Annotated in this window: 20 protein-coding genes; 14 read left to right on the top strand and 6 right to left on the bottom strand. The window is 59.5% G+C overall.

Annotated elements, in window-relative coordinates; genetic code table 11:
• The first annotated feature begins 3 nt into the window (after window positions 1-3).
• The 6 genes from ACX3VQ_RS05090 (at window position 4) to ACX3VQ_RS05065 (ending at window position 7,063) form a co-directional block, all read left to right on the top strand.
• Window positions 4-969, top strand: a complete 966-nt coding sequence (locus tag ACX3VQ_RS05090; protein WP_462579849.1) for a helix-turn-helix domain-containing protein — start codon at window positions 4-6, stop codon at window positions 967-969.
• 182 nt (window positions 970-1,151) lie between these two features.
• Window positions 1,152-3,341 carry a TonB-dependent receptor gene (locus ACX3VQ_RS05085; RefSeq protein WP_462579848.1) on the top strand — a complete coding sequence of 730 codons (2,190 nt, stop codon included), beginning with the start codon at window positions 1,152-1,154 and terminating at the stop codon, window positions 3,339-3,341.
• Window positions 3,342-3,420: 79 nt separating this feature from the next.
• The gene (locus ACX3VQ_RS05080; protein WP_462579847.1) at window positions 3,421-3,891 is read left to right on the top strand and encodes a cupin domain-containing protein; all 471 of its coding nucleotides are present in this window, start codon (window positions 3,421-3,423) and stop codon (window positions 3,889-3,891) included.
• Between the two features lie 55 nt (window positions 3,892-3,946).
• Window positions 3,947-5,575, top strand: a complete 1,629-nt coding sequence (locus tag ACX3VQ_RS05075; RefSeq protein ID WP_462580690.1) for an AMP-binding protein — start codon at window positions 3,947-3,949, stop codon at window positions 5,573-5,575.
• 460 nt (window positions 5,576-6,035) lie between these two features.
• Complete coding sequence (locus ACX3VQ_RS05070; RefSeq protein WP_462579846.1) at window positions 6,036-6,548, top strand: antitoxin Xre/MbcA/ParS toxin-binding domain-containing protein; 513 nt, start codon at window positions 6,036-6,038, stop codon at window positions 6,546-6,548.
• Complete coding sequence (locus ACX3VQ_RS05065) at window positions 6,545-7,063, top strand: RES family NAD+ phosphorylase (protein WP_462579844.1); 519 nt, start codon at window positions 6,545-6,547, stop codon at window positions 7,061-7,063. Before ACX3VQ_RS05070 ends, ACX3VQ_RS05065 begins: the two co-directional genes overlap by 4 nt.
• A 138-nt stretch (window positions 7,064-7,201) precedes the next feature.
• Here the strand turns inward: ACX3VQ_RS05065 and ACX3VQ_RS05060 are convergent, their stop codons facing one another.
• The 3 genes from ACX3VQ_RS05060 to ACX3VQ_RS05050 form a co-directional block, all read right to left on the bottom strand.
• Window positions 7,202-8,062 (bottom strand): DUF5681 domain-containing protein, encoded by an 861-nt coding sequence (locus ACX3VQ_RS05060; RefSeq protein ID WP_462579843.1) that lies wholly within the window; start codon window positions 8,060-8,062, stop codon window positions 7,202-7,204.
• Entirely contained in the window at window positions 8,059-9,390 is a 1,332-nt protein-coding gene (locus tag ACX3VQ_RS05055) for a site-specific DNA-methyltransferase (protein ID WP_462579842.1), read from the bottom strand. Before ACX3VQ_RS05055 ends, ACX3VQ_RS05060 begins: the two co-directional genes overlap by 4 nt.
• Window positions 9,391-9,822: 432 nt before the next feature.
• Window positions 9,823-10,509 (bottom strand): queuosine precursor transporter, encoded by a 687-nt coding sequence (locus ACX3VQ_RS05050; protein WP_462579841.1) that lies wholly within the window; start codon window positions 10,507-10,509, stop codon window positions 9,823-9,825.
• A gap of 139 nt (window positions 10,510-10,648) precedes the next feature.
• On the opposite strand from ACX3VQ_RS05050, the gene ACX3VQ_RS05045 reads away from it, so the two are divergent.
• The 6 genes from ACX3VQ_RS05045 (at window position 10,649) to ACX3VQ_RS05020 (ending at window position 19,342) form a co-directional block, all read left to right on the top strand.
• Window positions 10,649-11,962 carry a NupC/NupG family nucleoside CNT transporter gene (locus ACX3VQ_RS05045; protein WP_462579840.1) on the top strand — a complete coding sequence of 438 codons (1,314 nt, stop codon included), beginning with the start codon at window positions 10,649-10,651 and terminating at the stop codon, window positions 11,960-11,962.
• Between the two features lie 9 nt (window positions 11,963-11,971).
• Window positions 11,972-12,901, top strand: coding sequence for an isopenicillin N synthase family dioxygenase (locus ACX3VQ_RS05040; protein ID WP_462579839.1), 930 nt, complete (start codon window positions 11,972-11,974; stop codon window positions 12,899-12,901).
• A gap of 250 nt (window positions 12,902-13,151) precedes the next feature.
• The gene (locus tag ACX3VQ_RS05035) at window positions 13,152-16,589 is read left to right on the top strand and encodes a TonB-dependent receptor (RefSeq protein ID WP_462579838.1); all 3,438 of its coding nucleotides are present in this window, start codon (window positions 13,152-13,154) and stop codon (window positions 16,587-16,589) included.
• Between the two features lie 103 nt (window positions 16,590-16,692).
• The gene (locus tag ACX3VQ_RS05030; protein ID WP_462579837.1) at window positions 16,693-17,418 is read left to right on the top strand and encodes an energy transducer TonB; all 726 of its coding nucleotides are present in this window, start codon (window positions 16,693-16,695) and stop codon (window positions 17,416-17,418) included.
• A 59-nt stretch (window positions 17,419-17,477) separates the two neighbouring features.
• Window positions 17,478-18,530, top strand: coding sequence for a mannose-1-phosphate guanylyltransferase (locus ACX3VQ_RS05025; RefSeq protein ID WP_462579836.1), 1,053 nt, complete (start codon window positions 17,478-17,480; stop codon window positions 18,528-18,530).
• An 8-nt stretch (window positions 18,531-18,538) separates the two neighbouring features.
• Complete coding sequence (locus tag ACX3VQ_RS05020) at window positions 18,539-19,342, top strand: class I mannose-6-phosphate isomerase (protein ID WP_462579835.1); 804 nt, start codon at window positions 18,539-18,541, stop codon at window positions 19,340-19,342.
• A gap of 6 nt (window positions 19,343-19,348) precedes the next feature.
• On the opposite strand, the gene ACX3VQ_RS05015 is transcribed toward ACX3VQ_RS05020, so the two are convergent.
• Genes ACX3VQ_RS05015 through ACX3VQ_RS05005 form a run of 3 tightly spaced genes read right to left on the bottom strand, consistent with a single transcriptional unit; the run spans window position 19,349 to window position 21,608 of the window.
• A complete protein-coding gene (locus tag ACX3VQ_RS05015) occupies window positions 19,349-19,654 on the bottom strand; it encodes a polyhydroxyalkanoic acid system family protein (protein WP_462579834.1) in 306 nt (101 codons plus the stop codon).
• On the bottom strand, window positions 19,651-20,400 hold the full coding sequence (locus tag ACX3VQ_RS05010) for a hypothetical protein (protein ID WP_462579833.1): 750 nt from the start codon (window positions 20,398-20,400) through the stop codon (window positions 19,651-19,653). The genes ACX3VQ_RS05015 and ACX3VQ_RS05010 overlap by 4 nt, the downstream gene beginning before the upstream one ends.
• A complete protein-coding gene (locus ACX3VQ_RS05005; RefSeq protein WP_462571186.1) occupies window positions 20,400-21,608 on the bottom strand; it encodes a toxic anion resistance protein in 1,209 nt (402 codons plus the stop codon). Before ACX3VQ_RS05005 ends, ACX3VQ_RS05010 begins: the two co-directional genes overlap by 1 nt.
• A 174-nt stretch (window positions 21,609-21,782) precedes the next feature.
• Here ACX3VQ_RS05005 and ACX3VQ_RS05000 point away from each other — a divergent pair, with 174 nt between their 5' ends.
• Window positions 21,783-23,324: a TIGR00341 family protein gene (locus ACX3VQ_RS05000; protein ID WP_462579832.1), complete on the top strand. Its 1,542-nt coding sequence runs from the start codon at window positions 21,783-21,785 to the stop codon at window positions 23,322-23,324.
• 37 nt (window positions 23,325-23,361) lie between these two features.
• Complete coding sequence (locus ACX3VQ_RS04995; RefSeq protein WP_462579830.1) at window positions 23,362-25,002, top strand: acyl-CoA dehydrogenase family protein; 1,641 nt, start codon at window positions 23,362-23,364, stop codon at window positions 25,000-25,002.
• Window position 25,003: the final 1 nt, after the last annotated feature.

Below are 25,003 nucleotides of genomic sequence, written 5' to 3'. Positions count from 1 at the left end.
TTTATGGGAGCTAGCATCGACCAGATAAACTGGTCTACCAACGACGTGGCGGTTCGCGAACAGTACGATTCCTGGGTCGCAGCACTCAACGAGACCTATGGGACATGGCGACCGGAGCTGCCGAATTCGACCGGATTCCTTGCCAGCGTGAGGGCGAGCAAATTGCCAGGTATGGCGCTTGTCGAATGTGAATGCGACCCATGCGGAGCCCAGCGTACCCGACGAGATGCGCAGGCCATCCATGAAGAGCAATTGACCATTCAACTCGTGCTGTCCGGCAGCGAGAGTATTCAGATGGGCGATCAGGAGGCATCGCTTTCCGAAGGCGATATTTTCGTCTGGGACGACACACAGCCGATACGGTTTTCGGTGCTTGAGCCATTGCACAAAATGTCCCTTGTTCTGCCACTGGAGAGACTAAGGAGCTGGGCCCCCAATGATTGGCGGAATCTTCCACGATACCTCAAGCGCGGAGAGGCGAGCGCGGCAATGCTGGGAAGCTATATTCGGTCTTTGTCGACGATCGACTTCGAAAATAATCCTATGCGTTATAATGCGTTGATCGAGGCGGCGATCGCCATTCTGGTAGCGCCCATTGCGAAGCGAGATGTCGATAGCAGCCAAAGGCTGGCGCAATTGGAGACCATCAAAACCAAAATTCAGCCAATGCTGCGGGACCCAGATCTCGATCTGAATATGATTGCCGCGAGGAACCGAATTTCGCTGCGGTATCTTCACTGGTTATTCGAAGCGAGCGACACCACGCCGTGGCGTTATGTCGTCAACCAGCGGCTCGAAGGGTGCAAAAGGGATCTGCAGAACTCCGAGCAAAGCCACCGCAGCATTACCGACATCGCGTTCTCGTGGGGATTTTCTAATTCCGCGCATTTCGGACGCAAGGTCAAGGCGGAATATGGCTGCTCTCCGAGCGAATTGCGCCGCATGCTCAGGAAGCCTCACGCAGCCTGATTGAACCGCTGATCCCCCTAATTTTCCATTGCACAAATGACACCTTGCGACTTGCACAACCGGAACAGCGAGTTGTTCCATGATGGCTCAATAAGGTCCCGGATAAATATCACTGGGAGGGGCCAATGCTGCGATATCTTCAAAAGGATTACCTACTGAGTCCAGTCGTCCGCGGGGTGCCAATGACGGGTATTGCCCTGGGATTGGTACTCGGAGGACCGGTAAATGCGCAGGACTCCGCCTCGGACAGAATTGCGGAAGAATCTTCGCCTGGTGTAATCATCGTCACGGCACGGAAACGTGCCGAAACGACATTGGAAGTCCCGGAATCCGTCACCGCATTTTCGGCCGAGACACTGGAACGCGCGAACATCGAGGACATCGATGACGTGGGCCTTGCCGTTCCCAACCTGCAACTCAGTACGCGCGCAGACGGATTCCCGAATGTGACGGTTCGCGGGCTCGGCGGGTTTGGCAACACTCAAGGCGTCGGCTTCTACCTCGACGACGTACAGCTTTTCTCGGACGCGTCCTCTCGCTTTGGCGATCTGGAGCGTATCGAGGTCCTGAAGGGCCCGCAGGGTATCCTTTACGGCGGCTCGAACATCGGCGGTGCGGTCAAGTTCGTGAGTGCGAGGCCAGAACTGGGGGCTTTCGAAGGGCGGATCGCCGCCAAAGCGGGCACGGACAACTATTTCGATGGTGAGATCGAACTGAATGTTCCACTTGGTTCCAATTGGGCCTTCAAGGCTTTCGCATTCGGCGAAACCGATGATAGCTTCCTCACCAATGCGCAAACGCCCCGTGAAAATGGCCGGTCAGCCGACGGCTCCAAAGACATCGGAAAGCGGGAGCAATACGGCATTCGTGGTGCTCTTTATGGCGACCTGGGCGGTCCGGAAATCTACATTACTGCCCGCTACAATGAGCTCGACGGTCCGAACAATCTCTGGATACGCGAACTCGATGGGGACTTCCAGTATTCGCGTACGGTTGATCTGAGCTACAATCCACGCAACACGAGAGAAACGTTCGGATTGACGGGGCACGTCGATATACCGATCGGCAATGTGACCTTGCAATCGATATCGTCTTACACCGAGACTGAATCGCGTCGTGAAACCGACCTCGACATCCAGAACGAATTCGTGCTCGATCTTTTCCGGCCGGAAGACTTCGAAGCCTTCACGCAGGAAATCAGGCTTAGTTCCGATGATACAGGTCCATTCGTTTGGCAGGTAGGCGGTTACTTCCTTGACCTGAGCCGGGATCTGGACAGTGTCCTGATAATTCGTGAGGCGTTCTGTTTCCTTGATCCTGGTACCTGCGCGCCGCTAGGTCAGAACGATGACGAGATACTTGCTGAAGTCCCGTTTGAAGTAAGTCGGCGGTCTCGCGATCAACTGGCAGCCTTCGTCAACGCATCGTACCAGTTGGGCCAGATCGAACTGAGCGGCGGGCTGCGGGTCGACAACACCACCTCCGAGCGCGACAATCTCGATACCGGGCTATCCGGGAAGGCCGAAGAAACAGTGGTTCTGGGCCGGGCGTCGGTCGCTTGGTCAAATTTGGACGAAACCACGCTTCTGTACGCCACATTTTCGCAAGGGTTTGAGCCGGCAGATTTTTCCCTGTCCAATTTGTCGACCGCGAACTCTCTGTTGCGGTACGACAAGGAAACGGCGGATCAGATTGAAATAGGTTACAAGGGCCGACTGCTCGACAATAATCTCTTCCTGACCATTGCTGCATTTTACGTCGACTACAAGGACCGCCAGTTCGAATTGCAAACGGTTGATCCAGCTACCGAGACACCGGTTGAGGGGATCGTCAACGTCGGCGATTCGACGCAGAGGGGAATCGAAGTCGATTTTGTCTGGCAACTGTCAAGCAGTCTGACCTTTTCCGGTGGTGCCGGCTATATCGATGCCGAGTGGGATGACGGGGTTGTTTCGCCTGTAACCGGCCTGGATCTCGGGGGCGTTCAGCCGCCAAATGTTGCCAAGTGGAGCGGCTCAGGCGCGCTGGAATATGAAGGCGATTTGGGCAAAGGTGAATTCTTCGTGCGCGGCCAGGCCCGCTACAAGGGCAAGAGCTCGACCAACGCCCAATTCTTCGACGTACCAGGTGATGACTATCCCATATTCGTCAACCCGAGCTATTTTGTCTTCGATCTGGCCGCGGGCTTCGAACTGGGTAATGTCAACATCGGGGCCCGTGCCGAGAATATATTCGACAAGAAATATTTCACGGACGTGCAGGAATTTCCCAATTTTGCCGGGACACTGAACCCTGGCGAGCCAGGCCAGATCGTCATCGGCACGTTCGGCCAAGCTCAGCGCTTCATCGTGTCGGTGGGTTACGATTTCTAACAATAGTCCGCCGGTCCAGGCGAGGGAAGTAAACCGCTACGTTTGCGTATGCCCATGAACGAGAAATAGGAGAATTGAGATGCCGCTACCCCAAGATATCACGCCGTTGAATGATCAGTTGGCCGATACGGTTGTAGAAACCGGAAAAGTTGAATGGCTTGAAACCGAACCCGGCATGGCATGGATCAAGGTGTTGTGGACGGGCTCCGAGACAGGGGCCTGGGCGGCAATCTTCAAGTGGAAGAAGGGTTATGTAGCCGGTGGCCACAAGCACCTCAGCGCGGCCCATGTGTACGTCATGAGTGGAAAGTTGCAGGTCCGGGAGGGTATCCTGAATGCGGGTGACTATGTCTATGAGCCGAACGGCATGCTCCACGGTGCGACAACAGCGCTAGAGGACACCGAGTACCTTTTCATATGCAACGGGCCGCTCATTTTCCATGACGATGACAGCTTCACGAGCTATCTGGGTTGGGAAGAACTTGCGAGAATGGCAGATGGTCAGATTGATGGTTCCGCTATCAGTGCAGGATCGAAGGTTGTTGCATAGGAGCTGGCGCTTGCTCAGCGAAATTCTCGTGGGAAATTGATTGCGGGACGCCGAGGTGACAACTCTCAGCCATGCCAGAGGTGCTGTCGATCAGCCTCTGCTTCAGTACAGTATCGGTGACGCCCTTGACCGAGCTGCTTCCGCCTGGGGCAGTTCACTGGCGCTCGTGTCACGCCACCAGGGAATCCGGTATAGTTGGTCCGAACTCAACGCTGAGGCCGATCGCATAGCGACCGGATTGCTTGATCGTGGAGTGAGGAAGGGGGACCGCGTCGGCATCTGGTCGCCCAACTGTGCCGAATGGGCGCTGACTCAATTTGCTACCGCAAGGATTGGCGCGATACTCGTGACGATTAACCCGGCCTATCGTGTTACCGAGCTCGAATATGCGCTGAACAAGGTCGGGTGCAGTGTCATTGTTACCGCACAATCATTCAAGACCAGCGACTATGTTGGCATGTTGCGCGAACTTGGGCGGGAGAAACTCCCTCAGTTGCGCTGTATGATTTCCATCGGAGAGGAGGAGGTCGACGGCTTCGTGCCGTGGAACGCTTTGCGGGTTCAGGCAGAAAAGCCCCGCCTCTCCTCGATTGGCAAGGAAATCGATTTCAATGACCCGGTCAACATTCAATTCACCAGTGGGACCACGGGATTTCCCAAGGGTGCCACCCTTACGCATCACAATATCCTCAACAACGGTAGGTTTACGGCCTATACGCTGCGCCTTGAACAGTCAGACCGCATCTGCATTCCCGTTCCCCTTTATCATTGCTTCGGCATGGTCATGGGAAATCTCGCCGCGGTTACGACGGGCGCGGCGATGGTCTATCCGGACGAAGCGTTCGACTCCGCGAAGACTCTCGAAGCAGTGGCTGCGGAGGGGTGCACCGCTCTCTATGGCGTGCCGACCATGTTCATTGCAATGCTCAACCTGCCTGATCTAACGCAGTACGATGTCTCGACGCTTCGCACGGGTATTATGGCAGGATCGCCTTGCCCGACGGCCACAATGCGCAAAGTCATGGACAAGCTCAACATGAGCGAGGTGACTATCGCTTACGGCATGACTGAAACCAGTCCGGTCACTACTCAGACCTCGCTGGACGATCCTCTCGACAAGCGAGTAGAAACGGTCGGCCGGGTCCATCCTCATGCCGAAGCAAAAATAATCGGACCCGATGGCGCCACCTTACCGCGAGGTGAGCAAGGTGAATATTGCTCGCGCGGCTATGCGGTGATGCTCGGATATTGGGATGGTAAGGAGAAAACAGAAGAGGCGATAGACGCGGACGGCTGGATGCACACGGGTGATCTCGCCGTGATGGATGAGGAAGGCTACGTCAGCATCACCGGCCGAATCAAGGACATGATCATCCGAGGAGGAGAAAACATCTATCCGCGCGAGATCGAGGAATTTCTGCTCACACATCCGGATATATCTGATGCGCAGGTATTCGGCGTTTCGGACGACAGGTACGGAGAAGAAGTTTGCGCGTGGGTCATACTCAAAAATGGCGCAATATTGTCGGACGATGACATAAGGTCCTACTGCAAGAGCAATATCGCGCATTACAAGGTGCCGCGCTACGTACGCATGGTCGACAGTTTTGTAATGACGGTAACGGGAAAGGCGCAGAAGTTTGAAATGCGCAAAATGATGGAAGCAGAACTGGGCCAAGGATAAGCTATACGAAAATCACAGGACACATTGCTCAATGGTTCCTCCTCTATGTCCGCGATCCATTGATCTTCTGATTGTGAGACCTGAGCGAACGTCGACTTTCAGGAGCTTAGATCTGAGATTGCAATGTCTTGGATTGGGGCGCATTTCTGACCGGCAGGATTGCAAGTTCCGGTAATGCGGCAACTGGGCTGATTGCGGACGGTCGGCTTCTAGGAGATAAGAGCCTTTTTCAGAGAGTGCGATCGTGGCAAATGAGATGGTGAAACCGAACGAGTCAGCGCCAGACTTGCCCCGGCCTGGAGACTGCACTCGTTGGTGAGCACTCGAATCAATGAGCAAATTCCGAGTTTCTTGGCCGGGATCAAAATAGAAATCGCAACATTTCCCGAAGGGCTTCGATCCCTTGACTTTTGTCGGAATGTCCCAGATATTGTCCCATATATGGCAGGAGAATGAGGCAATGGCGGCTGATGTGAAAGATGGCGGTAAGGCTGGAGCTTCTGAAAATGCTAAGCGCCGGAGTGCTGCCGCGTCGCGTCGATCGGCGACCAGTGTGAAGGCACATTCTAAGAAAGTGTATGCCAAAAAGGCCGTTCCCAAGAGAGGAAAACTTGCTGGTGCCGGAGTGATCTCCTACTTCGATAAGGCTGGCCTAATCGATCTAGAGCGAGTGACTGGAGAGTTCCATATCACCAAAGGGCAGCTGGCAGAGACTATTGGCCTGAACGTCGCGGCGATCAGTAAGGCTGATCGACGAATTGCTCCTCGCACTCAGTCGAGAGTACGAGAAATGTTGGAGATCATCTCCCGAGTACGCGAATGGTCTGGAGGTGCAACTCAGGCCTTGGCCTGGTACCGATCTCAGCCGATCCCTGCGCTAGATGGCAGGACCGCTGAGGCGTTGGTCAAAGACGGAAGGGCTGGTGCTGTCCGGACTTATTTGGACCACATGGCTGTTGGTGGCTACGCTTGAGGTTTCAGGGAAGGTGTTACCGGGGACATGATCCTCGGTGGTCCTTCACGCCGATATCTGGCGAAGGGGCCGCCATCACGGGTGGACGATTTAATCGTGTTGGCGAACCGACCCTGTATCTATCTCTAGACATCGTCACCTCGGTGGGGGAGTGTACGCAAGGCCTAACACGTCGTCTCGAACCGCTTACGATGTGCGAGTACGAAGTCGACTGTGAGCCCATCGCTGACTTGCGTGATGACGGTGGTAGAGCAAACTACGGGGTTGCGCTTCCAGAACTTGCGTGCCCATGGCTGACATATCTTCTGAATGGCGAAGATGCTCCCTCTTGGTTGGTTGTCGACGGTCTAAAGGAGAATGGTTTCGTCGGAATGCTCGCACCAAGTTTCTACCCGGGAGCTACGCCGGATAATTGTAATCTCATCCTTTGGAAGTGGGGGCCAGAGTTGCCTGCGAAAGTGGAGGTTTTTGACCCGGCAAATAGATTGCCCAAGGACCAGCTGTCTTGGAGCTGACTTGATGGTCGCTAACGGAGCATAGCTGCCGGTCCGCTCTTAGGCATTCTCAGGCAGAACTCGAATGACCGGAGTTAGGGCGCAAAGCTGCCATTATGACTAGTTAGCATCGAGCTGCTGTTGCTCTTTTACGCCGAATCAATCTCCAACATAGTCTCCCCATTGACGCTGTTCTGGAGGCTTCTCTCGATCTTTCATGAACTGTTTGATAGTTTCACCAGCGCGTGATGCGCCCTCCCGGTATGAGCGATCCTCAAGTCTCATCTTGTAGCGCTCGGGCATGGCATCGTTGATGATGTCGAACATGCGCTGCTCCCAGTGCCATTCCTCCAGGTATTGCTGCTTCTTCAGCTCGTTTCTCGCTTTGCGATACTTGTCCGCAAAATAGCTTACCTCTTCCTGTGCCTCGAGTCGGCGTGCGGCGGCTTTGTCGTAATGGGCCTTCTGCTCCTTGGTTTGCGGGCCTAGGATACGCACATCGCCCGTGTTCGGATTGATGATGATGTCGTCGGGATGCGGGATCGGCTCAGGCACGGGTTTGCCGTTCTTTTCGCAATGTTCGATCACCTCGGTCCATTCGCGCTTGTAATCGAGCGCGTTGCCCAGCAATTCCGAGTGTGCGTCGGCATCGCGCTGTTCAAGGCCGGTGACCAGTTCCGCCATGGTCTTCTGCGCGAACCGGTTGCCCTTCATCGCGGCCACACCCATCGCGCGGAACACCGCCTGGATCGCCGGTAGTTCGATAAGCTGACCATCCTCGCGCAAGGTGACGGGCCGATATGCCTCATGGCGCAGGAACTCTTCAGCCGCGCGCATGCCGTGACCCGTGTTGATCTTTGGCTTGTTGGTCGAGCCCTTCGCGCGCCCCTTGGAGTTGCCCGACTGACCTTTCTGGAACCGGTGCTCGACCGGCGGCTTGCCGTAGCCGACCGTGTAGGGGACGACGTTGTCCTTATCTTCAGGGCCGCGCTGCTCATCCTTGCGTTCTAGCTGGGTCATTCTGCAGCCTCGAGATCAAGGCCCAGGCGCTCGTCGGCTATCTCTTCAAAGGAAGCCCCTGTTGTATCGAGCCGCGCCTTCTTCCCGGTGTAATTCTCCCAGCGCCTGATGATTGTATCGCAGTAGAGCGGATCGTATTCGACAAGGCGCGCCTTGCGGCCGGTCTTCTGCGCAGCAATGAGCGTGCTGCCCGAACCACCGAACCCGTCGAGCACGATCTCGCCGCGGCGCGAACAATCGCGCAGCGCATCGGCGATCAGCGCGACCGGTTTGACCGTGGGATGCATCGCCAGCTCATCGGAGCGATCAGCGCTGATCGAGGATATCCCGGCATAGTCCCAGACGTTGGTACGATAGCGCCCGGTCTCACCGAGCCCGAAGCTGTTTGTATGCGCGGCCGTGCCCTGCTTGAACACGAAGATGAGCTCGTGCTTCGAACGATAGAAAGCGCCCATCCCGCCATTGGTCTTGTTCCAGACCACGAGGTTCTTGAGCTCTGTGAAACTGGCCTCGCCCGCTTCGACCAGTTCGCCCATATGGCGCCAGTCCATGCAGACATAGGCGATCGCACCATCGCGCATGACGCGAGCCATGTTCCCCAGCGTTGACTTCAGGAACGCCACGAACTGCGTCCGGTCCATCTCGCCGCTGGCAAAGGCGAACTCGCGGTGCTTGACTGCACCGAGGCCGCAGACATTGCCGTCGATCGCAACATTGTAGGGCGGATCGGTAAACACGATGTCCGCGCGCTCGCCCGCCATCAGCCGTTCGAGGTCGAGCTGAAGCTGGGTGTCACCGCACAGCAGGTGGTGGTTGCCAAGTGTCCAGAGATCGCCTCGCCGTGATACCACATCGCCTGCCTTCGCTGGAACGAGGTCCTCAGCAGTATCAATGGCATCAGGGTCGGCTTCGCCGGCCTCGTCGAGAACCAGGTCAACCTCGGCCAGGCTGAACCCGGTGAGCTCGGTGTCGAACTCGAGATCGACCAGAGCCTGCAGCTCGATCGCCAGCACCTCCTTGTCCCAGCCCGCATTTAGCGCGAGCTTGTTGTCCGCGAGCACGTATGCGCGGCGCTCGGTCTCGGAGAGATGCGACAGGGCCAGCGTCGGGACCGATCTGATGCCGAGCGTCTTCGCCGCCTCGACCCGGCCATGCCCCGCAATGATCTCGCCATCGTCCGAGATGAGAACGGGATTGGTGAACCCGAAGCGCTCGATCGAGCGGGCAATCTGGGCAATCTGCTTTTTGGAGTGGGTTCTCGCGTTGCCCGGATAGGGCCGCAAGGATTGAATGGAGCGCTCAATCACGCCCGTAGGTACTTCCGTCATCTTATCTTCCTTCAGCTGTCACAGCGATGGGGATCTTCTCGATAACATAAGCCAATTAAAATGTCAGCACAAAGCAAGAACAATTCTGGGGATAGCGCGCTATACTGCCTCCCACCTCTCACCGCGATCTAGCCGAAACTCTTTTCCCTGGAGGCTTGCGCAGCTTCCCTGCAGGGACGTCACGATTTCCCTGATCAGTCAGAAAATTTCCCTGCTCTTAGAGTAGGGAAATTGGCTCAAGAAATGGCAGTATTCTGCGGGTTTCAAGCGCTGCAATGCGGCGCGAAAAGGCCCAAAAATTTCGATTTCCCTGTAGATTCCCTGCAAATCAGGGAAATGGAGGCCCGAGACTGGTTAGATCGGGACTGCGCCATTCACCACCTTCGCACTTGATTGATCTTTCTGCGGCGGCGCACAGGCGTGCGCCCCGGCCTACCGGGCCGAAGCGTCGAGCCTGCGCGCCAGCGCCACCCCGCCAGTGATCAGGAACGGCACCAGCACGAAGCTGAGCGCGACCTTGGCCAGCACCTGGCCGATCATCAGATTGGTGATGTCGAATTCGCCATAGAAGGCGAGCGTGATGAAAATCACCGAATCGACCGCCTGACTTAATGCAGAGGCGATCGCGCCGCGCGCCATCAGGCCAAAGGTGGAATTCTCACCGCTGCCGCGCAGTTTCGAGAAGATCCAGACATTGAGCAGCAGTGAGGTGAGATAGGCGGCGGGCCCGGCCAGCCATACGCGCCAGGTTGATCGGTGCACCTGTTCGAAAGCGGCAAGGTCGTCTGGGCGGAACGCGACCATCTCGGTCGATGGCGGAAGAGCCAGCACCAATTGCATGAGCACCGCCGATACGCCCAGCGGAACGAAGCCCCACCACACGATCCGGTTGGCAATCTTCTGACCATAAAGCTGGGCCACCGTGCTCGAAATCACCACCAGCGTCAGAAAGGCAAAAATGCCCGCTTCCACCGCAAGATCGCTGGGCGGCAATTGCACCTGTTTATAAGCCAACACGCCCGCCAGCACCGTCATTCCGCCATAGAGAAGCATGTACACGAACAGGCCACGCGGCATGGCAGCAGCGGCGGCAGCTTGCGGAGTATCGTGTTCGCTCATGCTGGAAATAGCCCTTCTGGCAGAAATGATCTGTGCACGGAGCTTGCGCTCGCACCTTGCGAAAATTGACTAATGGCGGCGCGCGCGCAAGACAGCGTTTGATTTCATCCGCAACTTGTCGGGCCGCAAAGGGGCGCAGATGCCGCAGTTTGTTGTAAGTCTTGCCGGGATCGCCGCGATCCTGGCTATCGCCTTTGTGCTGTCGAACGGGAAAAGAAGGATCAAGCTTCGGATTGTCGGGGCCGCCTTCGCGCTGCAAATGCTGATGGCGCTGCTGGTGCTACGTACGCCATGGGGCGTCACTGCGATCCAGGGGCTGTCCAACGGGGTGATTGCCCTGCTGGACTATTCCAAGGTCGGCATTTCCGCGGTGTTCGGACCGATGGACGCCAACCCCTTCGTCAACACTTTCGTCATCGCGGCGCTGCCGGTGATCGTGTTCTTCGCGGCGATCGTCTCGATCCTCTACCACTGGGGCGTGATGCAGCGGCTGGTGCGCTGGGTCGGCGGGGCGATCGGCTGGATCACCGGGATCAGCAAGGTCGAGGCACTTGGCGCGGCGGCCAATATCTTCGTCGGCCAGTCCGAAAGCCCGCTGGTGGTGCGGCCCTATCTCGCCGCGCTTTCACCCAGCCGCCTGTTTACCCTGATGACCGTCGGCATGGCTGGGGTCGCCGGCACGATCCTGGCGGCCTATGCCAGCTTTATCGGCGAGGACGCGGTGCCCTTCCTGCTCGCCGCCGCCTTCATGTCGGCGCCCGGCGGTATCCTGATGGCCAAGATCATCATGCCCGACGACGAAGGCGAGCCAGCGCCCGAGGGGCGGATCGTGCTGCCTGATGCGCGGATCAGCGCCGAAGGACCGGCCGCGATCACCGAAGGGTCCAGCACCCACGAAGTCGAGGTCGCCGAGACGTTCGAGGAAGGGCATCGCCCGGCCAACCTGATCGAGGCGGCGGCGCAGGGCACCCAGACCGGGGTCAAGCTGGCGGTCGCCGTGGGCGCGATGGTGATGGTGTTCGTGGCGCTGGTGGCGCTGGCCAATGGTATCCTCGGTGGGTTAGGCGGTTGGGTCGGCTACCCCGAATTGACCTTCCAGCGGATCCTCGGCTGGGTCTTCGCCCCGGTAATGTATCTGATCGGCATCGCCGACTGGCAGCAGGCGCAGCTCGCCGGCGGGCTGTTCGGGACCAAGATCGTGCTCAACGAATTCGTCGCCTTCATCGAGCTGGGCCAGCTCGAGGGGCTGACCGAACGCAGCCGCGCGATTATCACTTTCGCGCTGTGCGGCTTCGCCAATTTCTCCTCGATCGCGATCCAGATGGCGGTGACGGGGGGGCTTGCGCCAAATCAAAGACCGGTGATAGCGCGGCTCGGTATCAGAGCGCTTGCTGCCGGCAGCCTCGCCAACCTCATGAGCGCGGCGCTGGCCAGCCTGTTCCTGCCTTATTAAGATGGTGTCATGACTGAAATCGCATCCGTTTCACTCGATCAACCGCTCGAGAACATCGCCGATGAACTGGGCCGCAGCTTTGCCGAATTCGGCTTTGCCGTCATTCGTGACCACGGCATCCCGCAGGAATTGATCGACCGGGCCGAAGCCAGGTCGAAGGAATTCTTCGCGCTGCCGGAAGCGGTGAAGCGCGGCTATCACATTCCCGGCGGCGGCGGTGCACGCGGCTATACCCCCTTCGGTACGGAAAAGGCCAAGGATGCCGAGGTTCAGGACCTGAAAGAGTTCTGGCACGTCGGGCGCTCGCTTCCAGAGGGGCATCCGCTGGCGGAATATATGGCACCCAATGTCTGGCCGGATGAGGTCGAGGGCTTTCGCGAGACGTTCACCGAGCTCTATGCCGCGTTCGAGAAGGCCGGCGGGCGTGTGCTCGAAGCAATTGCGCTGCATCTGGGGCTCGACCGCGAATATTTTGCGCCCACAGTGGAAGACGGCAATTCGGTGATGCGGCTGCTGCATTATCCGCCGCTCAGCGAGGATGCGCCCGAAGGGGCAATCCGCGCCGCCGCGCATGGCGACATCAATACCATCACCCTGCTGCTCGGCGCCGAAGAGGCCGGGCTTGAATTGCTGACCAGGCAAGGCGAGTGGAAATCGGTCGACGTTCCCGAAGGTGCGCTGGTGATCAATGTCGGCGACATGCTTGACCGGCTGACCAACGGCAAACTCCGCTCGACCACGCACCGTGTGGTCAACCCCAAGGGAGACGCGGCCCGGCGCGCGCGTTTCTCCATGCCGTTCTTCCTGCATTTCCGGCCCGATTACGTGATCGAAACGCTGGACAGCTGCATTGAAGCGGGCAGCGAATCGGACATTCCCGAGCCGATTTCGAGCCACGAATTCCTCCAGCAGCGTCTGCGCGAGATCAATCTGGCCTGAATTCAGCGACGCAGGGGGAAATACCCCTGATTTTCTGGCGTTGTTGCGCCCCGGCAACACTGGCCAAAGCGCTAGGGATTCTGCGGCTTTCAGGCCGGTCAAGAGGGCGTGGATGGCCTGCGCGCTGCCAGTGCGGCCAGGTGTTTCACAATTTTGTCATGCAACTGACTTTTTGCCGCAGTGCAGCGCGTTTAACCAGTTCTTAGCCGAGCGCTAGATTCCGGTTCGCATTCACATCAGGGGCCTAACCATGAAATTGAAATATCTTCTGGCAGCGAGCGTTGTCAGCATTTCTGCCGCCGCCACGATTGCCACGCCCGCAGCGGCGCAGCAGATCACCTCGGGGGTTGAAGGGCGCGTTACGGATGAAAGCGGCGCTGCGATCGCCGATGCCACTGTAACCGTCACCGATACGCGTACCAGCCAGACTCGCACACTGAGCACCGGTAGCGATGGAAATTTCCGTGCCATCGCGCTGGTTCCGGGCGGACCTTATACGATCACTGTTACCGCTCCCGGCTATCAAGGCCAGACGGTCGAAGACCTGTCGATCAGCATTTCGGGCAATACCAGTTTCAATTTTGCGCTCACCGCCACCGAAACGGGTGCCAGCGACAGTGTGATCGTGGTTACCGGCGCTCGGGCCAATGCCGTTCAGCTGGCGGTTGGCCCTGGCGTTGCATTCGATACGGCAACTCTGGAGGCCTTTCCCTCGATCAGCCGCGATGTGCGCGACATCATTCGGCTTGATCCGCGCGTCAGTCTCGAACGTTCGAACGAGGTTGATCGTATTTCGTGTTTGGGTGGTAATGACCGTTCAAACACTTTCACTGTCGACGGTATCGTACAGGCTGACGTATTCGGCCTGAACGGAACGCCATTCGCGGCGCGCAACTCGCTGCCGTTGCCCTTCGATGTGATCCGATCGACATCGGTCGAATTTGCGCCTTTCGACGTTGAATTCTCTGACTTTACCGGTTGCCTTGTCAATGTGGTGACCAAATCAGGCGAGAACGAGTTTCACGGCAGCGCCTTTTACACCTATTTCGATTCAGGGCTGCTGGCCAACAGCATCATCGATGGCGACGGTGTGGAGCAGCCGCTTTCTTCTGGGAGCGAGAAACGCTGGGGCGCCACCTTGGGCGGACCGATCATCAAGGACCGCCTGTTCTTTTATCTCGGATACGAACAGGTCGATCTCGGCGATGCCAATGACGAAGGGCCAACAGGTGGCGGTTTTGTCAACGAAGTGGACGGCATCACGCAGGATCAGTTCGATCGTTTCGCGTCGATCGCGCAAAACGTGTATGGCCAGGACGTTGGCGGCTTCCCGCGTACTCTTGATGAGTCCAGCAAACGCTATTTTGGCCGGATCGATGCGTATATTTCTGACGATCACAGGCTGGAGGCGACTTATCAGCGGCTTGAAGAATCGAATATCGAGCCCGATTTCGGTTCAGATAATTTGACCGGCCTCAATTCGTTCGAGGATGAAGGCACAAAATCGGATTATTTCTCGCTACGCCTTTATTCCGAATGGTCAGACAAGGTTTCAACGGAAGTGCGCCTCAGCCGCTCTGAGGTAGGAGACATTCAGGGCCCGTTCGGGGGCGGTGAAGCGCAAAGCGAAAACCCGATTGTCAGGCTGGCGGTTGGCACTTCCACACCAGGCGATGACGGAATTCTGGGAACGAGCGATGATGATTTCGGCGTTCTGAGCACTGGCCCTGGCATCTTCCGCTCAGCCAACCAGCTCGATACACGGGTTAATCAGGCGAAGTTTCAGATGAACATCGACGGCGGCGATCACCAATTCAAGATCGGTGCCGAGCTGAATGATCTTCAGGTCTTCAATCTGTTTGCGGTCAATGCAACGGGGACACTCTATTTCGCCAATCTCGATGCCTTCGAGCAGGGCATCGTCAACCAGGGGACCGAATTCTTCCCCGATGCGGAGGAGATCTTCGACGGATCGAGCTATGGCGCTGATATCAACGCTACCCCCAGCGGAGACATCAATGAGGCCGCTGCGCTGTTCAGCCGCAAGATCTGGTCATTCTACGCCCAGGATGATTGGCAGGCGACCGATCAACTCAGCTTGACCGCCGGCATCCGCGTTCAGACCTATTCGGGTGGTGCACCTCGTGCGAACCCGAATTTCCTTGAACGCTATGGCTTCACCAATTCCGTCAGTTTTGGCAGCCTTGATCCGGTCATCCTGCCGCGACTTTCGGCAACTTATGAATTCGACAATGATGGCTTCCTTTCCAACTCGCGTCTGACAGGCGGCGTCGGCATGTTCTCGGGTGGGGATCCGGTAGTCTATTTCTCCAACGCGTTCTCGAACAATGGATTCTCGACCGGACTCGGCACTTCGCTCAGCTGCGCTCCAGGCGAATTCCCGACCAGCGTTCTGTCCGGCGGACAATTCGCCGGTTTCCCCAGCTGCGTTGTGGCGGGCGGATCGGCGCAGGCAGCGGCCGGACTTGCCGATACGCAATCGACCGATCCCAATTTCGATGTCCCCACGGTGCTGCGTGCCAATCTGGGTTTTTCATCCACGTTCGGGACCGATGGCGGGTTCTTCAGCGATTGGCGTCTGAACCTTGATTATATCTATTCGCGGTTCAATGACACGATCAACTTTGTCGATCTGTCGCAAGCGCCTAATATTAGCCGCGGCCTCAATGGCTTTACTGTTGATGGTCGTCCAATCTATGCCGCGATTGATCCGACCGATCCTGATGCTGCTGGCTGTAACGCCACTCTGGCAGGCACCGGCGGCACACCGCCGGTTTGGCAGAATGTCACGGCTGCCTGCTTCAATCGTATTGGCCGCGATGACGAGATCCAGCTGACTAATGGCCCTGATTATGAGAGCCATATCGCCTCGATCTTGCTGTCGAAGCGGTTCGATGGCCTCTTTACCGATGGGGGCAGCGTCAACTTCCGCTTTGGTTATGCCTATACCGATTCGGAAAACAATCGTGACAATGGCTCTTCGACAGCGACTTCGTCGTTTGATGTCACGGCTGCGTTCGACCGGCAAAATCCGGCGGTATCGACCTCGAATTTCGAAACGCGCCACAACGTCACCGCAGCTCTCAGCTTCAAAGAAGAGTTCTTCGGCGATTTTGCGACGCGGCTGGGCGTGTTTTTCCGTGCTAGTTCGGGCAGGCCCTATAGCCTGACCTTTGATGGGGGCGGGGTTTTCAACGACAGCGCGTCTGGGAGCGACAATGCACTGCTCTATGTGCCGTCAGGTGTGAACGATCCGAATCTCGCACCTACCTCTGACCCAGCGGCAGTACAGGCACTGATCGATTATGTCGGGACTACAAACTGCAAGTTCACACCGGGGGCTTCGATTGCGCGCAATTCCTGCCGCAACCCATGGCAGTATGATATGGACCTGCGTTTCAGCCAGGAGTTGCCTTTCCTCGGAAGCTTGACGAACGTTGTAGAAGACAAGGTCGAGCTGTTCATGGATTTCGACAACTTCCTCAACTTCCTCGACAGTAGCTGGAACCGGCTAAAGTTCAGGAACAGTCAGGTCGATGTCGTCGATGTCGCGGTAGATAGCGCAGGGCGCTACGTCATTTCCGGCTTTAATCCGGACGATGATACGTCTGTCGGGATCTCAAGCTCTGCCTGGAAGATCCAGGTAGGAGCACGCTACAAATTCTGATCCCCGTAGATCATAGAATGTGAACAGAGCGGCGGGGCCTTCGGGCTCCGCCGTTTACATTTGGGCGGTTTGTATTCGGGGTGAGGCGCGATATTGGTGCCTCATGGCTGGTCCGGGCGAAGGGTTTCTGAAGCAGCGCCGCAAGCTGCGCCCCGGCATGATCGCGCTGATTGTGCTGCTCCATTTGCTCGCGCTTTACGGGCTAGCGAAAGCGCTGGTTCCGCAAGTCACCGCCACGATCGAGCGCGGCGTGGTTGAGGCGTTCACCGTCACTGTTACCGCGCCGCCGGATGACCCGCCCGATGAGCCCGATGAAGGGATGGCGGGCGATCCGGGGGAAGAGGCGGTGCCCGATCCGGTCAGCGCGCCCACGCCCAGGGTGACGCCAAAGCCTGATCGTGCTCTTCCGCAGGCATCCTCCACCGGCGACGCCGCAACTTCCGGTGCTACCACCAGCGGCGAAGGCACCGGTGCCAGCGGTGAGGGCGCAGGCACTGGCAGCGGGGATGAAGGCAGCGGCCAAGGTTCCAGCATGGCCACCGGCCCGGTCAAAATCGCAGGCACGATCGATTCGGCGCGCGATTATCCCGTTCCTGATGGCGGGCGCGAAGTGCGTTTTGGCCGGGCGGTGCGGATCGCGATCCTTGTCGGCACCGACGGCTTGCCAAGGCGCTGCCGCGTGTTCCGCTCGAGCGGGCTGCCCGAAACCGACGCGCGCACCTGCGAGCTGGCCATGGCACGCTTTCGTTTCAAGCCGGCGCGCAACGCACGCGGGACACCGATCGAAGCCGAATTCGGCTGGGAGCAGCGCTTTCGCCGCGCGCGCTAGGTGCGCTCGCCAGGCGTTTCCTTATGGCCTGCCTGCCCCGGCCTTGTTAGAGCATGCGAATGTCACATTCCTCCAATGACATGCTGATTCATCCGGTGATCCTGTGCGGCGGCGGGGGCACCCGGCTGTGGCCGCGCAGCCGCAAGCAAAGCCCCAAGCCTTTCCTGCCCCTGCTGGGCGATGAGACGCTGCTGCAACAGACGCTCGCTCGCTGCAGTGACGAGGCCATCTTCGCACCGCCCATGCTGGTGGCCGGCGCGGACCATGTGCCGTTGATAAGGGAGCAGGCGGGCGAGCTGGCGCCGGGCGCGCTGATCGTCGAGCCGGCGGCGAAGAACACCGCGCCGGCGGTGGCGCTGGCGGCGGCGCGGCTTGATCCCGATGCGGTGATGCTGGTGTGCCCGAGCGATCATCATATCGCCGACACGGCAGCTTTCCATGCGGCGGCGCTGGCGGCAGCGGCTCTTGCGCGCGATGGCTGGCTGGTGTCGCTGGCGATCACTCCTGACCGGCCAGAGGTCGGCTATGGCTATATCAAGCGCGGGGATGCCTTGGCAGGCGGCTTCGAGGTCGAGCGTTTCGTCGAGAAGCCCTCGCTCGAGACGGCGCAGGCCTTCCTCGCCGATGGCACCTATGCCTGGAACGGCGGCATCTTCGCATTCCGCGCGGGCGCATTGCTGGCAGAGCTTGCCACCCACCGCCCGGCGATGGTCGAAGCGGTCCAGCAGGCGGTCCGCCAAGGCAGCGTAAAGGGCGCGGAGTTCAACCCGGCGGCAGAGCCCTTCGCGGCAATCGAGGGCGAATCGATCGACTATGCGGTGATGGAAAACACGCGCCGCGCGGCAATGGTGCCGGCGGCGATGGGCTGGTCGGACATTGGCAATTGGGCGAGCCTGCAGGATACCATGCCCCGCGATGCCGCGGGCAATCACGCCCCTGCAAATGCGGAACTGGTCGATTGCGAGAACGTGCTGGCGGTGAGCGACGGGCCGCGCATCTCGGTGCTGGGGCTGAAGGATGTGTGCGTGATCGTTGACGGGGACGAGGTTCTGGTGACCACCCGCGATGCGGCCCCGCATGTCGGCAAGCTGGGCGGGGCGAAGGAGCAATGAGCCCCGCAATGACCAGTGCCCGCGCGCTGACCACCCGGATGGTCGAGAAAGTGTGGGGCAGGGATACTCTGCCGCCGCCCTTTGCCGCACCCTGTGGCCAGCGGATCGGCGAAATCTGGTTCGAACCGCCAGCTGAGCTTGGCAACCTGCTGGTGAAGTTCCTGTTCACCAGCGACAAGCTTTCGGTCCAGGTCCATCCTTCCGATGCGCAGGCGCTTGCGGGCGAGCAGGGCAAGGAGGAATGCTGGCTGATCATCGCCGCCGAACCGGAGGCGTGCATTGCTATCGGCCTGCGCGAGACGGCGGGCGAGGAGCAGCTGCGCCGTGCGGCGCAGGACGGCAGCATCGAGCAGCTATTGGCATGGCACAAGGTTGCGGCGGGAGATTTCTTCTACCTCCCGGCCGGCACGATCCACGCCATAGGCCCTGGGCTGTCGCTGGTCGAAGTGCAGCAGAACAGCGACACCACCTTTCGTCTGTATGACTATGGCCGCCCGCGCGAATTGCATCTCGATCGTGCGCTCGACGTGGCACGGCGGGCACCCTATCCGGCGGATTTGCGCCAAAGGACAGCCGAGAGAACGCAGTGTCTTGTTGACGGGCCGCACTTCCGGCTCGACCGGATCGTGGGCGCGCCCGATGCGGAATTCGCCCTTGCATATGACGGGGCGCTTCTGGCGCTCCCGCTTGAAGGAGAGCTTGCGCTTGATGGCGGCGGGGTGCTGGTGGCCGGGGGCTGCGCCTATGCGCCATCGCTCGAAGCGATCGATTTTTCCGGGGCGGGTGTGAGCTTGCTGATGCGCCCCGCTTAGGACGCGTTATTTCGGCGCTTCCAGCATTTTCGGGCCATCCTTGCGGATCGCCTTTTCGATCACCGGCTCGATGAACGACAGCATCCTCGGCAGCGTGATTTCGAAGATCACCTGCCGGTCCTCTATGTCGATATGGCCGGTGATGTTCTGCCCCATGGCGGATACCAGCAGCGCCATGCGATCCTCGCTGACCCAGTCAGTCTCGACATCGGCGATGCCACCCGGCAGATAATCGGCAATTTCGTGGCTGCGGGTGCTCAGGCGATGGCGCACCTCTTCGCGCCCAAGATCATGCGGCAGGGCGACTCTCATTTGCTGTGATCCTCCAGCGCTTCAGCGCCGCCGAAGCGATAGTCGAGATAGCGCGATTTAACCGCCAGATCGTCAAGCGCGCCTTCGGCCAGCCGCCTGGTCACGCGATCAACCTCGCCGCTGATCTTCGAAAGGCTTTCGATCAGCCGCTCGTCGGCAGTCTTGCCGACATGTTGCTCGCGGCGCAGATGGGCCGGGATCTTGCGGTAATTCTCGATCGTCTCGGGAATATATTCGCCCACCAGTTCGCGCACTTCGTTCACCGCGGGATCGGCCTGGTCGATGGCCTGCAATTGCAACCCCAGCGCATCGAGCTGCACGCCAAGCTGGTCGACGATCTGCACTGCGGGCGGGGGCAGCGCAGGGCGCTGCGCCTCCAGCCACAATTCGGTGCGCGCCACCATCTGCTTGGCATCGCCTTTCTTGAGGTCGGCGCGCTGCGGCACCTTCACCTTGGGAAAATTGGCGAATACTGCAAGCGCCGCGACCACCGCGAAGAAGGTCATCACCACGCCGATGAAACCTATCCCGTCAAGGATGATCCCGGCAGCGGTGGCCGCCAGCATGATCGCCACCACGGCGCCGCCGAAATAGCCTGCCCTGCGGATCCAGTTCTTGAGCTTGAGCTCGGCAGAGCCCTTGCCGATGTTCTTCGCCGGGCGATGCGTGCCGCCTTCGCGCTGCACCTGCAGCGAACGGCCTGCCGCGCTCAGGATTGCGTCAGACTCTCTGGTTGAATCGGCCATTATTTTTCAAGCGCCAACAGACCCGGTTCGGACGAAACCTTCTTCTGCGCCTGCGCCTGCCCTTCCGCACGCGCAATATATCCTTTCGACTTCTCGACCTCGGCGGATAGCGTATCGACTGTCTGCTTCATGCTCGAAAGCGCGCGCACCTTGAACTCGTCGACCTCGTCCATCGTGTCATAGATGTTCTGGAAGGCGCGCTGCAGCGTTTCGAGCGGGATCGTGCTCGAGGCCGCCTGTTCATGGATCTTGCCGGTCTGGTCGCGCAGCATGGTGCTGGTCGAATCGATGATGTCGCTGGTGGTCTGGTTGAGCGAAGTGATCTGCCCCAGCACCAGCCGCTGGTTGGTCATCGCCTGCGCCACGGTAACTGCTGTGCGCAAGGCCCCCACAGTGGTGGTGCTGGCACGGTCGACGCCCTTGACCAGTTCGACATTGTTCTTCTTCACGAGATCGAGCGCGAGGTAACCCTGCACGCTCACCGCCATTTGAGTGAGCAGATCCTGCGTGCGCTGGCGGACATAGAACAGCGCGCTTTCGCGCAGTGCCTTGGCCTTGGCGGGATCGATCGAATCAAGTTCGTCCGCCTTTTCTTCCAGCCTGGTGTCGAGCTTTTTGGCGATATGGATCATCTGTTCCAGCTCGCCCATCGCCTCCCACAATTTCTGGCGCTCGACATCGATTGCGGCATTGTCCTCGTAGAGTTCCCTCTTGCCCGAGGCGAGCCGCTCAAGGATCGCCTGGATATGGCCCTGGGCGGAAGTGTAGCTGTCAAAATAGCGCTGCAGCTTGTTGCCGAAGGGGATGATCCCGAACAGCTTGCGCCCGCGCATCTTTCCTTTGCGCCCGGGATCAAGGTCCTCAACAGTCTTGCGCAGCTCGAGCAAATCATTGCCCACGCCATTGTCCTGGTCCATTGCCCGCACCGGGCGGTCGAGGAAGCGGTTGGACATGGCGGCGGCGGCACGGATCTGTTCCTGGCCCATGCGTGTGATCTGGTCGACCTTTTCGCCGAAGGCGGGCGAATTGGCATCCTCGGCCACCAGTTCGGCCACAAATCCTTCGACCTTTTCCTCAAGCTTGGAGCGCTTTTCCTCGCTTACCGGCACCAGGCCGACCGCCTTTTCCGGCGTAATCGTAGGCACCGGATCGGGCGGGCTGAGTTCGAAATCGGTCGCCGTCTTGGCTGGGGTTTCCTGCGTGCTCATGATCGGTCTTCAAGCTCCCTGGGATGGCGGTAAGCGCCCTTCGCATACTGTATTAGTGCACTAAAACACAAACTTCAAGAATTGTGGCTTATTCGCGCCCGCGCGTCCATGCTTTCGTTTGCCAGCTCAAGGGGCTACATTGCCCTGGCCCGCCATTTGGAACGGAACGGAAATTTGGCTGAAACTTCTGCACCGCAAAGCGCCGCGCCTGGCGATGGCGCACGCGGGACGTCATCCAGTTTCTCGCGCGTATTGTTCAGCTGGCGCCGCTGGTGGCTGCAGGACGTGGTCGGCACGGTTGACCAGGCTGCCGTGATCGAGAATCGCCGCGAGGAGTGCGGGCTGAGCGAGCGTTATCTGTTCATGACCGCAATGTCCGGCGGCATCGCGATCCTGGGCCTGCTGCTTTCGTCCCCGGCGGTGGTTATCGGCGCCATGCTGCTATCGCCGCTGATGGGCCCGATCATGGGGCTGGGCTTTGCCCTGGCAATCGGGGATTACAACTGGCTCAAGCAATCCGCGCGCTCGCTCGCCTGGGGATCGGCGATGGCGGTGGTGCTGTGCGCGCTCGTGGTGTTCTTGTCGCCGATCCAGACCGTGACGCCTGAAATTGCCTCGCGCACCCAGCCCAATCTGTTCGACCTGCTGGTGGCGCTGTTCTCGGCATTGGCCGGTGCCTATGCGATGATCCGCGGGCGCGAGGGCACGATCGTGGGCGTGGCGATCGCAACCGCCTTGATGCCGCCGCTGGCGGTGGTCGGGTTCGGCCTTGCGACCTTCAACTGGACGGTATTTTCGGGCGCGTTACTGCTGTATGTGACCAACCTCATCACCATCGCGCTGACCGCATGGGGGATGGCGCGGCTTTATGGTTTCCGCACCACGCTGAGCGAGCGCAATACATTCTACCAGAATGTCGCCGTGGCGGTGGTCTTCGTTGCACTGGCTGTTCCGCTTGGTTTTTCCTTGCAGCAGATTGCCTGGGAAGCCAATGCGCAGCGGCAGGTGCGCGGCGAGATCCTGGACGAATTCGACCCGCGCTCGCGGCTGAGCCAGGTTGACGTTGATTTTGATGCAGATCCTGTGCGGATCGATGCGACCGTGTTGACACCGCGCCTTGTTGCAGATGCCGAAGCAAAGGGCGAACGATCCCTGGCGCGCGTTCTGGGCCGCCCGGTGCAACTTACGATCAACCAGTATCAGGTCGGCACCAGCGCCACTGCCGCGCAGCAGGCGGAGCTTTCCGCCACCCGTGAGCGCGAGGAAGCCGCCGCGACGCGTCGCGTAGAGGCCCTTGCCCAGCGCCTGGCGCTGGTGGCAGGGGTGAGTGAGGACGACGTGGTGATCGATCGGCAGCGCCGCCGTGCGGTGGTTCGGGCCAAGCCGCTCGAAGGCGCCACGCTTTCGACCTATCGCGAACTGGAGCGGCGCATCGTTTCAACCGAGCCCGACTGGCAGGTTGAACTGCTGCCGCCAACCCGCCCGCTTCCGGCAATTCCCTTTGCCGATGGCGAGCCAACGGCAAGGGGTGAGGCCGCCCTGTCGCTGATTGTTTGGGGAGCACAACGGCTAGGCCTGCCGATCGTGATCGAAGGCAATCCCGAGAATGTCGAACGTACGGTTACGCTGTTGGCCGAGCGCGGGATCCCGGCCACCGCAATGCCCGACCGGCGCGCCGACAATGTGCGCGCACGCTGGGGAGAAATTGACCAATAGCAATTCACCCGCTGCCTGGATGTGAAATGAAGCTGGAATGGGAAGCAAGGATTTGAGCACCATCAAGCCTCTGAGCGAACTTGGAACCCATGAGGTTTACAACCAACCCCCTCCGCTTGAAGGTGTGGATCTGTTTGCCTCTGATCGGGCCCTGAATGAAGCCGTCGCAGCAGCGGGCGGTGCGGTGCATGCCCCTCATCTTTCAAAGCTTGGCGCCATATGTGGCAGCGGTGAAGCGATCGAATGGGGGGTAGAGGCCAATCGCAGCTTGCCCGTGCTGGAAACGCATGACCGCTATGGCCACCGCATCGACGAAGTGCGCTTCCACCCGGCTTACCACGAGCTGATGCGACTCGGCCTGGACAACGGTTTTGCCTCGATTGCCTGGGCGGGGCAGCCGGCGGGGCATGTGGCGCATGCTTCGGTGCTTTACCTCACCGCGCAGGTCGATTGCGGCACTACCTGCCCGATGACGATGACCTATGCCGCCGTGCCGTCGCTGCAGGCCGAGGATTCTGTCGCGCGCGAGTGGGTGCCCCGGATCAAGGCCGGGCATTACGATCCCGCTGTGCGGCCCGCGCCCGAAAAGGCCGGCGTTACGATCGGCATGGCGATGACCGAGAAGCAAGGCGGCTCCGATGTGCGGTCCAATACCACGCGGGCCGATCCGGTCGGCGAAGATGGCTGGTACAGTCTCACCGGCCACAAATGGTTCTGTTCCGCCCCGATGTGCGATGCCTTCCTGACGCTCGCCTATGCCGAGGGCGGTTTGACCTGCTTCCTGCTGCCGCGCTGGCTGCCCGATGGCACGCGCAATCCCGGCTTTCGTGTGATGCGGCTGAAAGACAAGCTGGGTGACCGCTCGAACGCTTCGTCCGAAGTCGAATATCACGGCGCACTGGCGCAGCGTGTTGGGCCAGAGGGGCGCGGCGTCGCAACCATCATCCAGATGGTGCAGCACACCAGGCTCGATTGCGTGATGGGTTCGGCCAGCCAGATGCGCGCGGCGTTGGCGCAGGCAATGTGGCACACCGCGCATCGCTCTGCCTTCCAGAAACGGCTGATTGACCAGCCTGCGATGGCGGCAGTGCTGGCCGATCTGGCGCTGGAGAGTGAGGCGGCGTGCGCGCTGGGCATGCGCCTGGCGCAAACCTTTGATGAAGGCGATCCACTTGCGCGGCTACTTACGCCCGTGGCCAAATATTGGGTGTGCAAGCGGGCGCCACTGATGGTCTATGAGGCGATGGAGGCACATGGCGGCGCCGGCTATGTCGAAACCGGCCCGATGCCGCGCCTGTTCCGACAATCGCCGCTCAATGCGATCTGGGAGGGATCGGGCAATGTCATCGCGCTTGATGTGCTGCGCGCGCTTGGCCGCGAGCCAGAGGCAGTCGAGGCGCTACGTGCCTGGCTGATGAAGCAACGCGGCAAGAACCGGGCCTATGACAATTGGCTCGATGGGTTCGATCTTGCCGGGGTGAACGAGGCGACAGCTCGGCTAGCGGTTGAGCGTGCTGCCCTGGCGGCGCAGGCGGCGGTTCTGCTGGAATGGGAAAGCCCCGTTGCCGATGCTTTTTGCAGCCTGCGGCTTACTGGACGGGGCATGGCCTATGGTGCGTTCGATCAGGCGGTTGATGCGCGCGCGATCATTGAGCGTGCTTCGCCCGCACTCGGCTGAA

It is taken from the genome of Altererythrobacter chaiwopuensis (assembly GCF_054957735.1).
The sequence above is the reverse complement of the archived record's forward strand: the minus strand, read 5'-3'. Positions and strand labels throughout refer to the sequence as shown.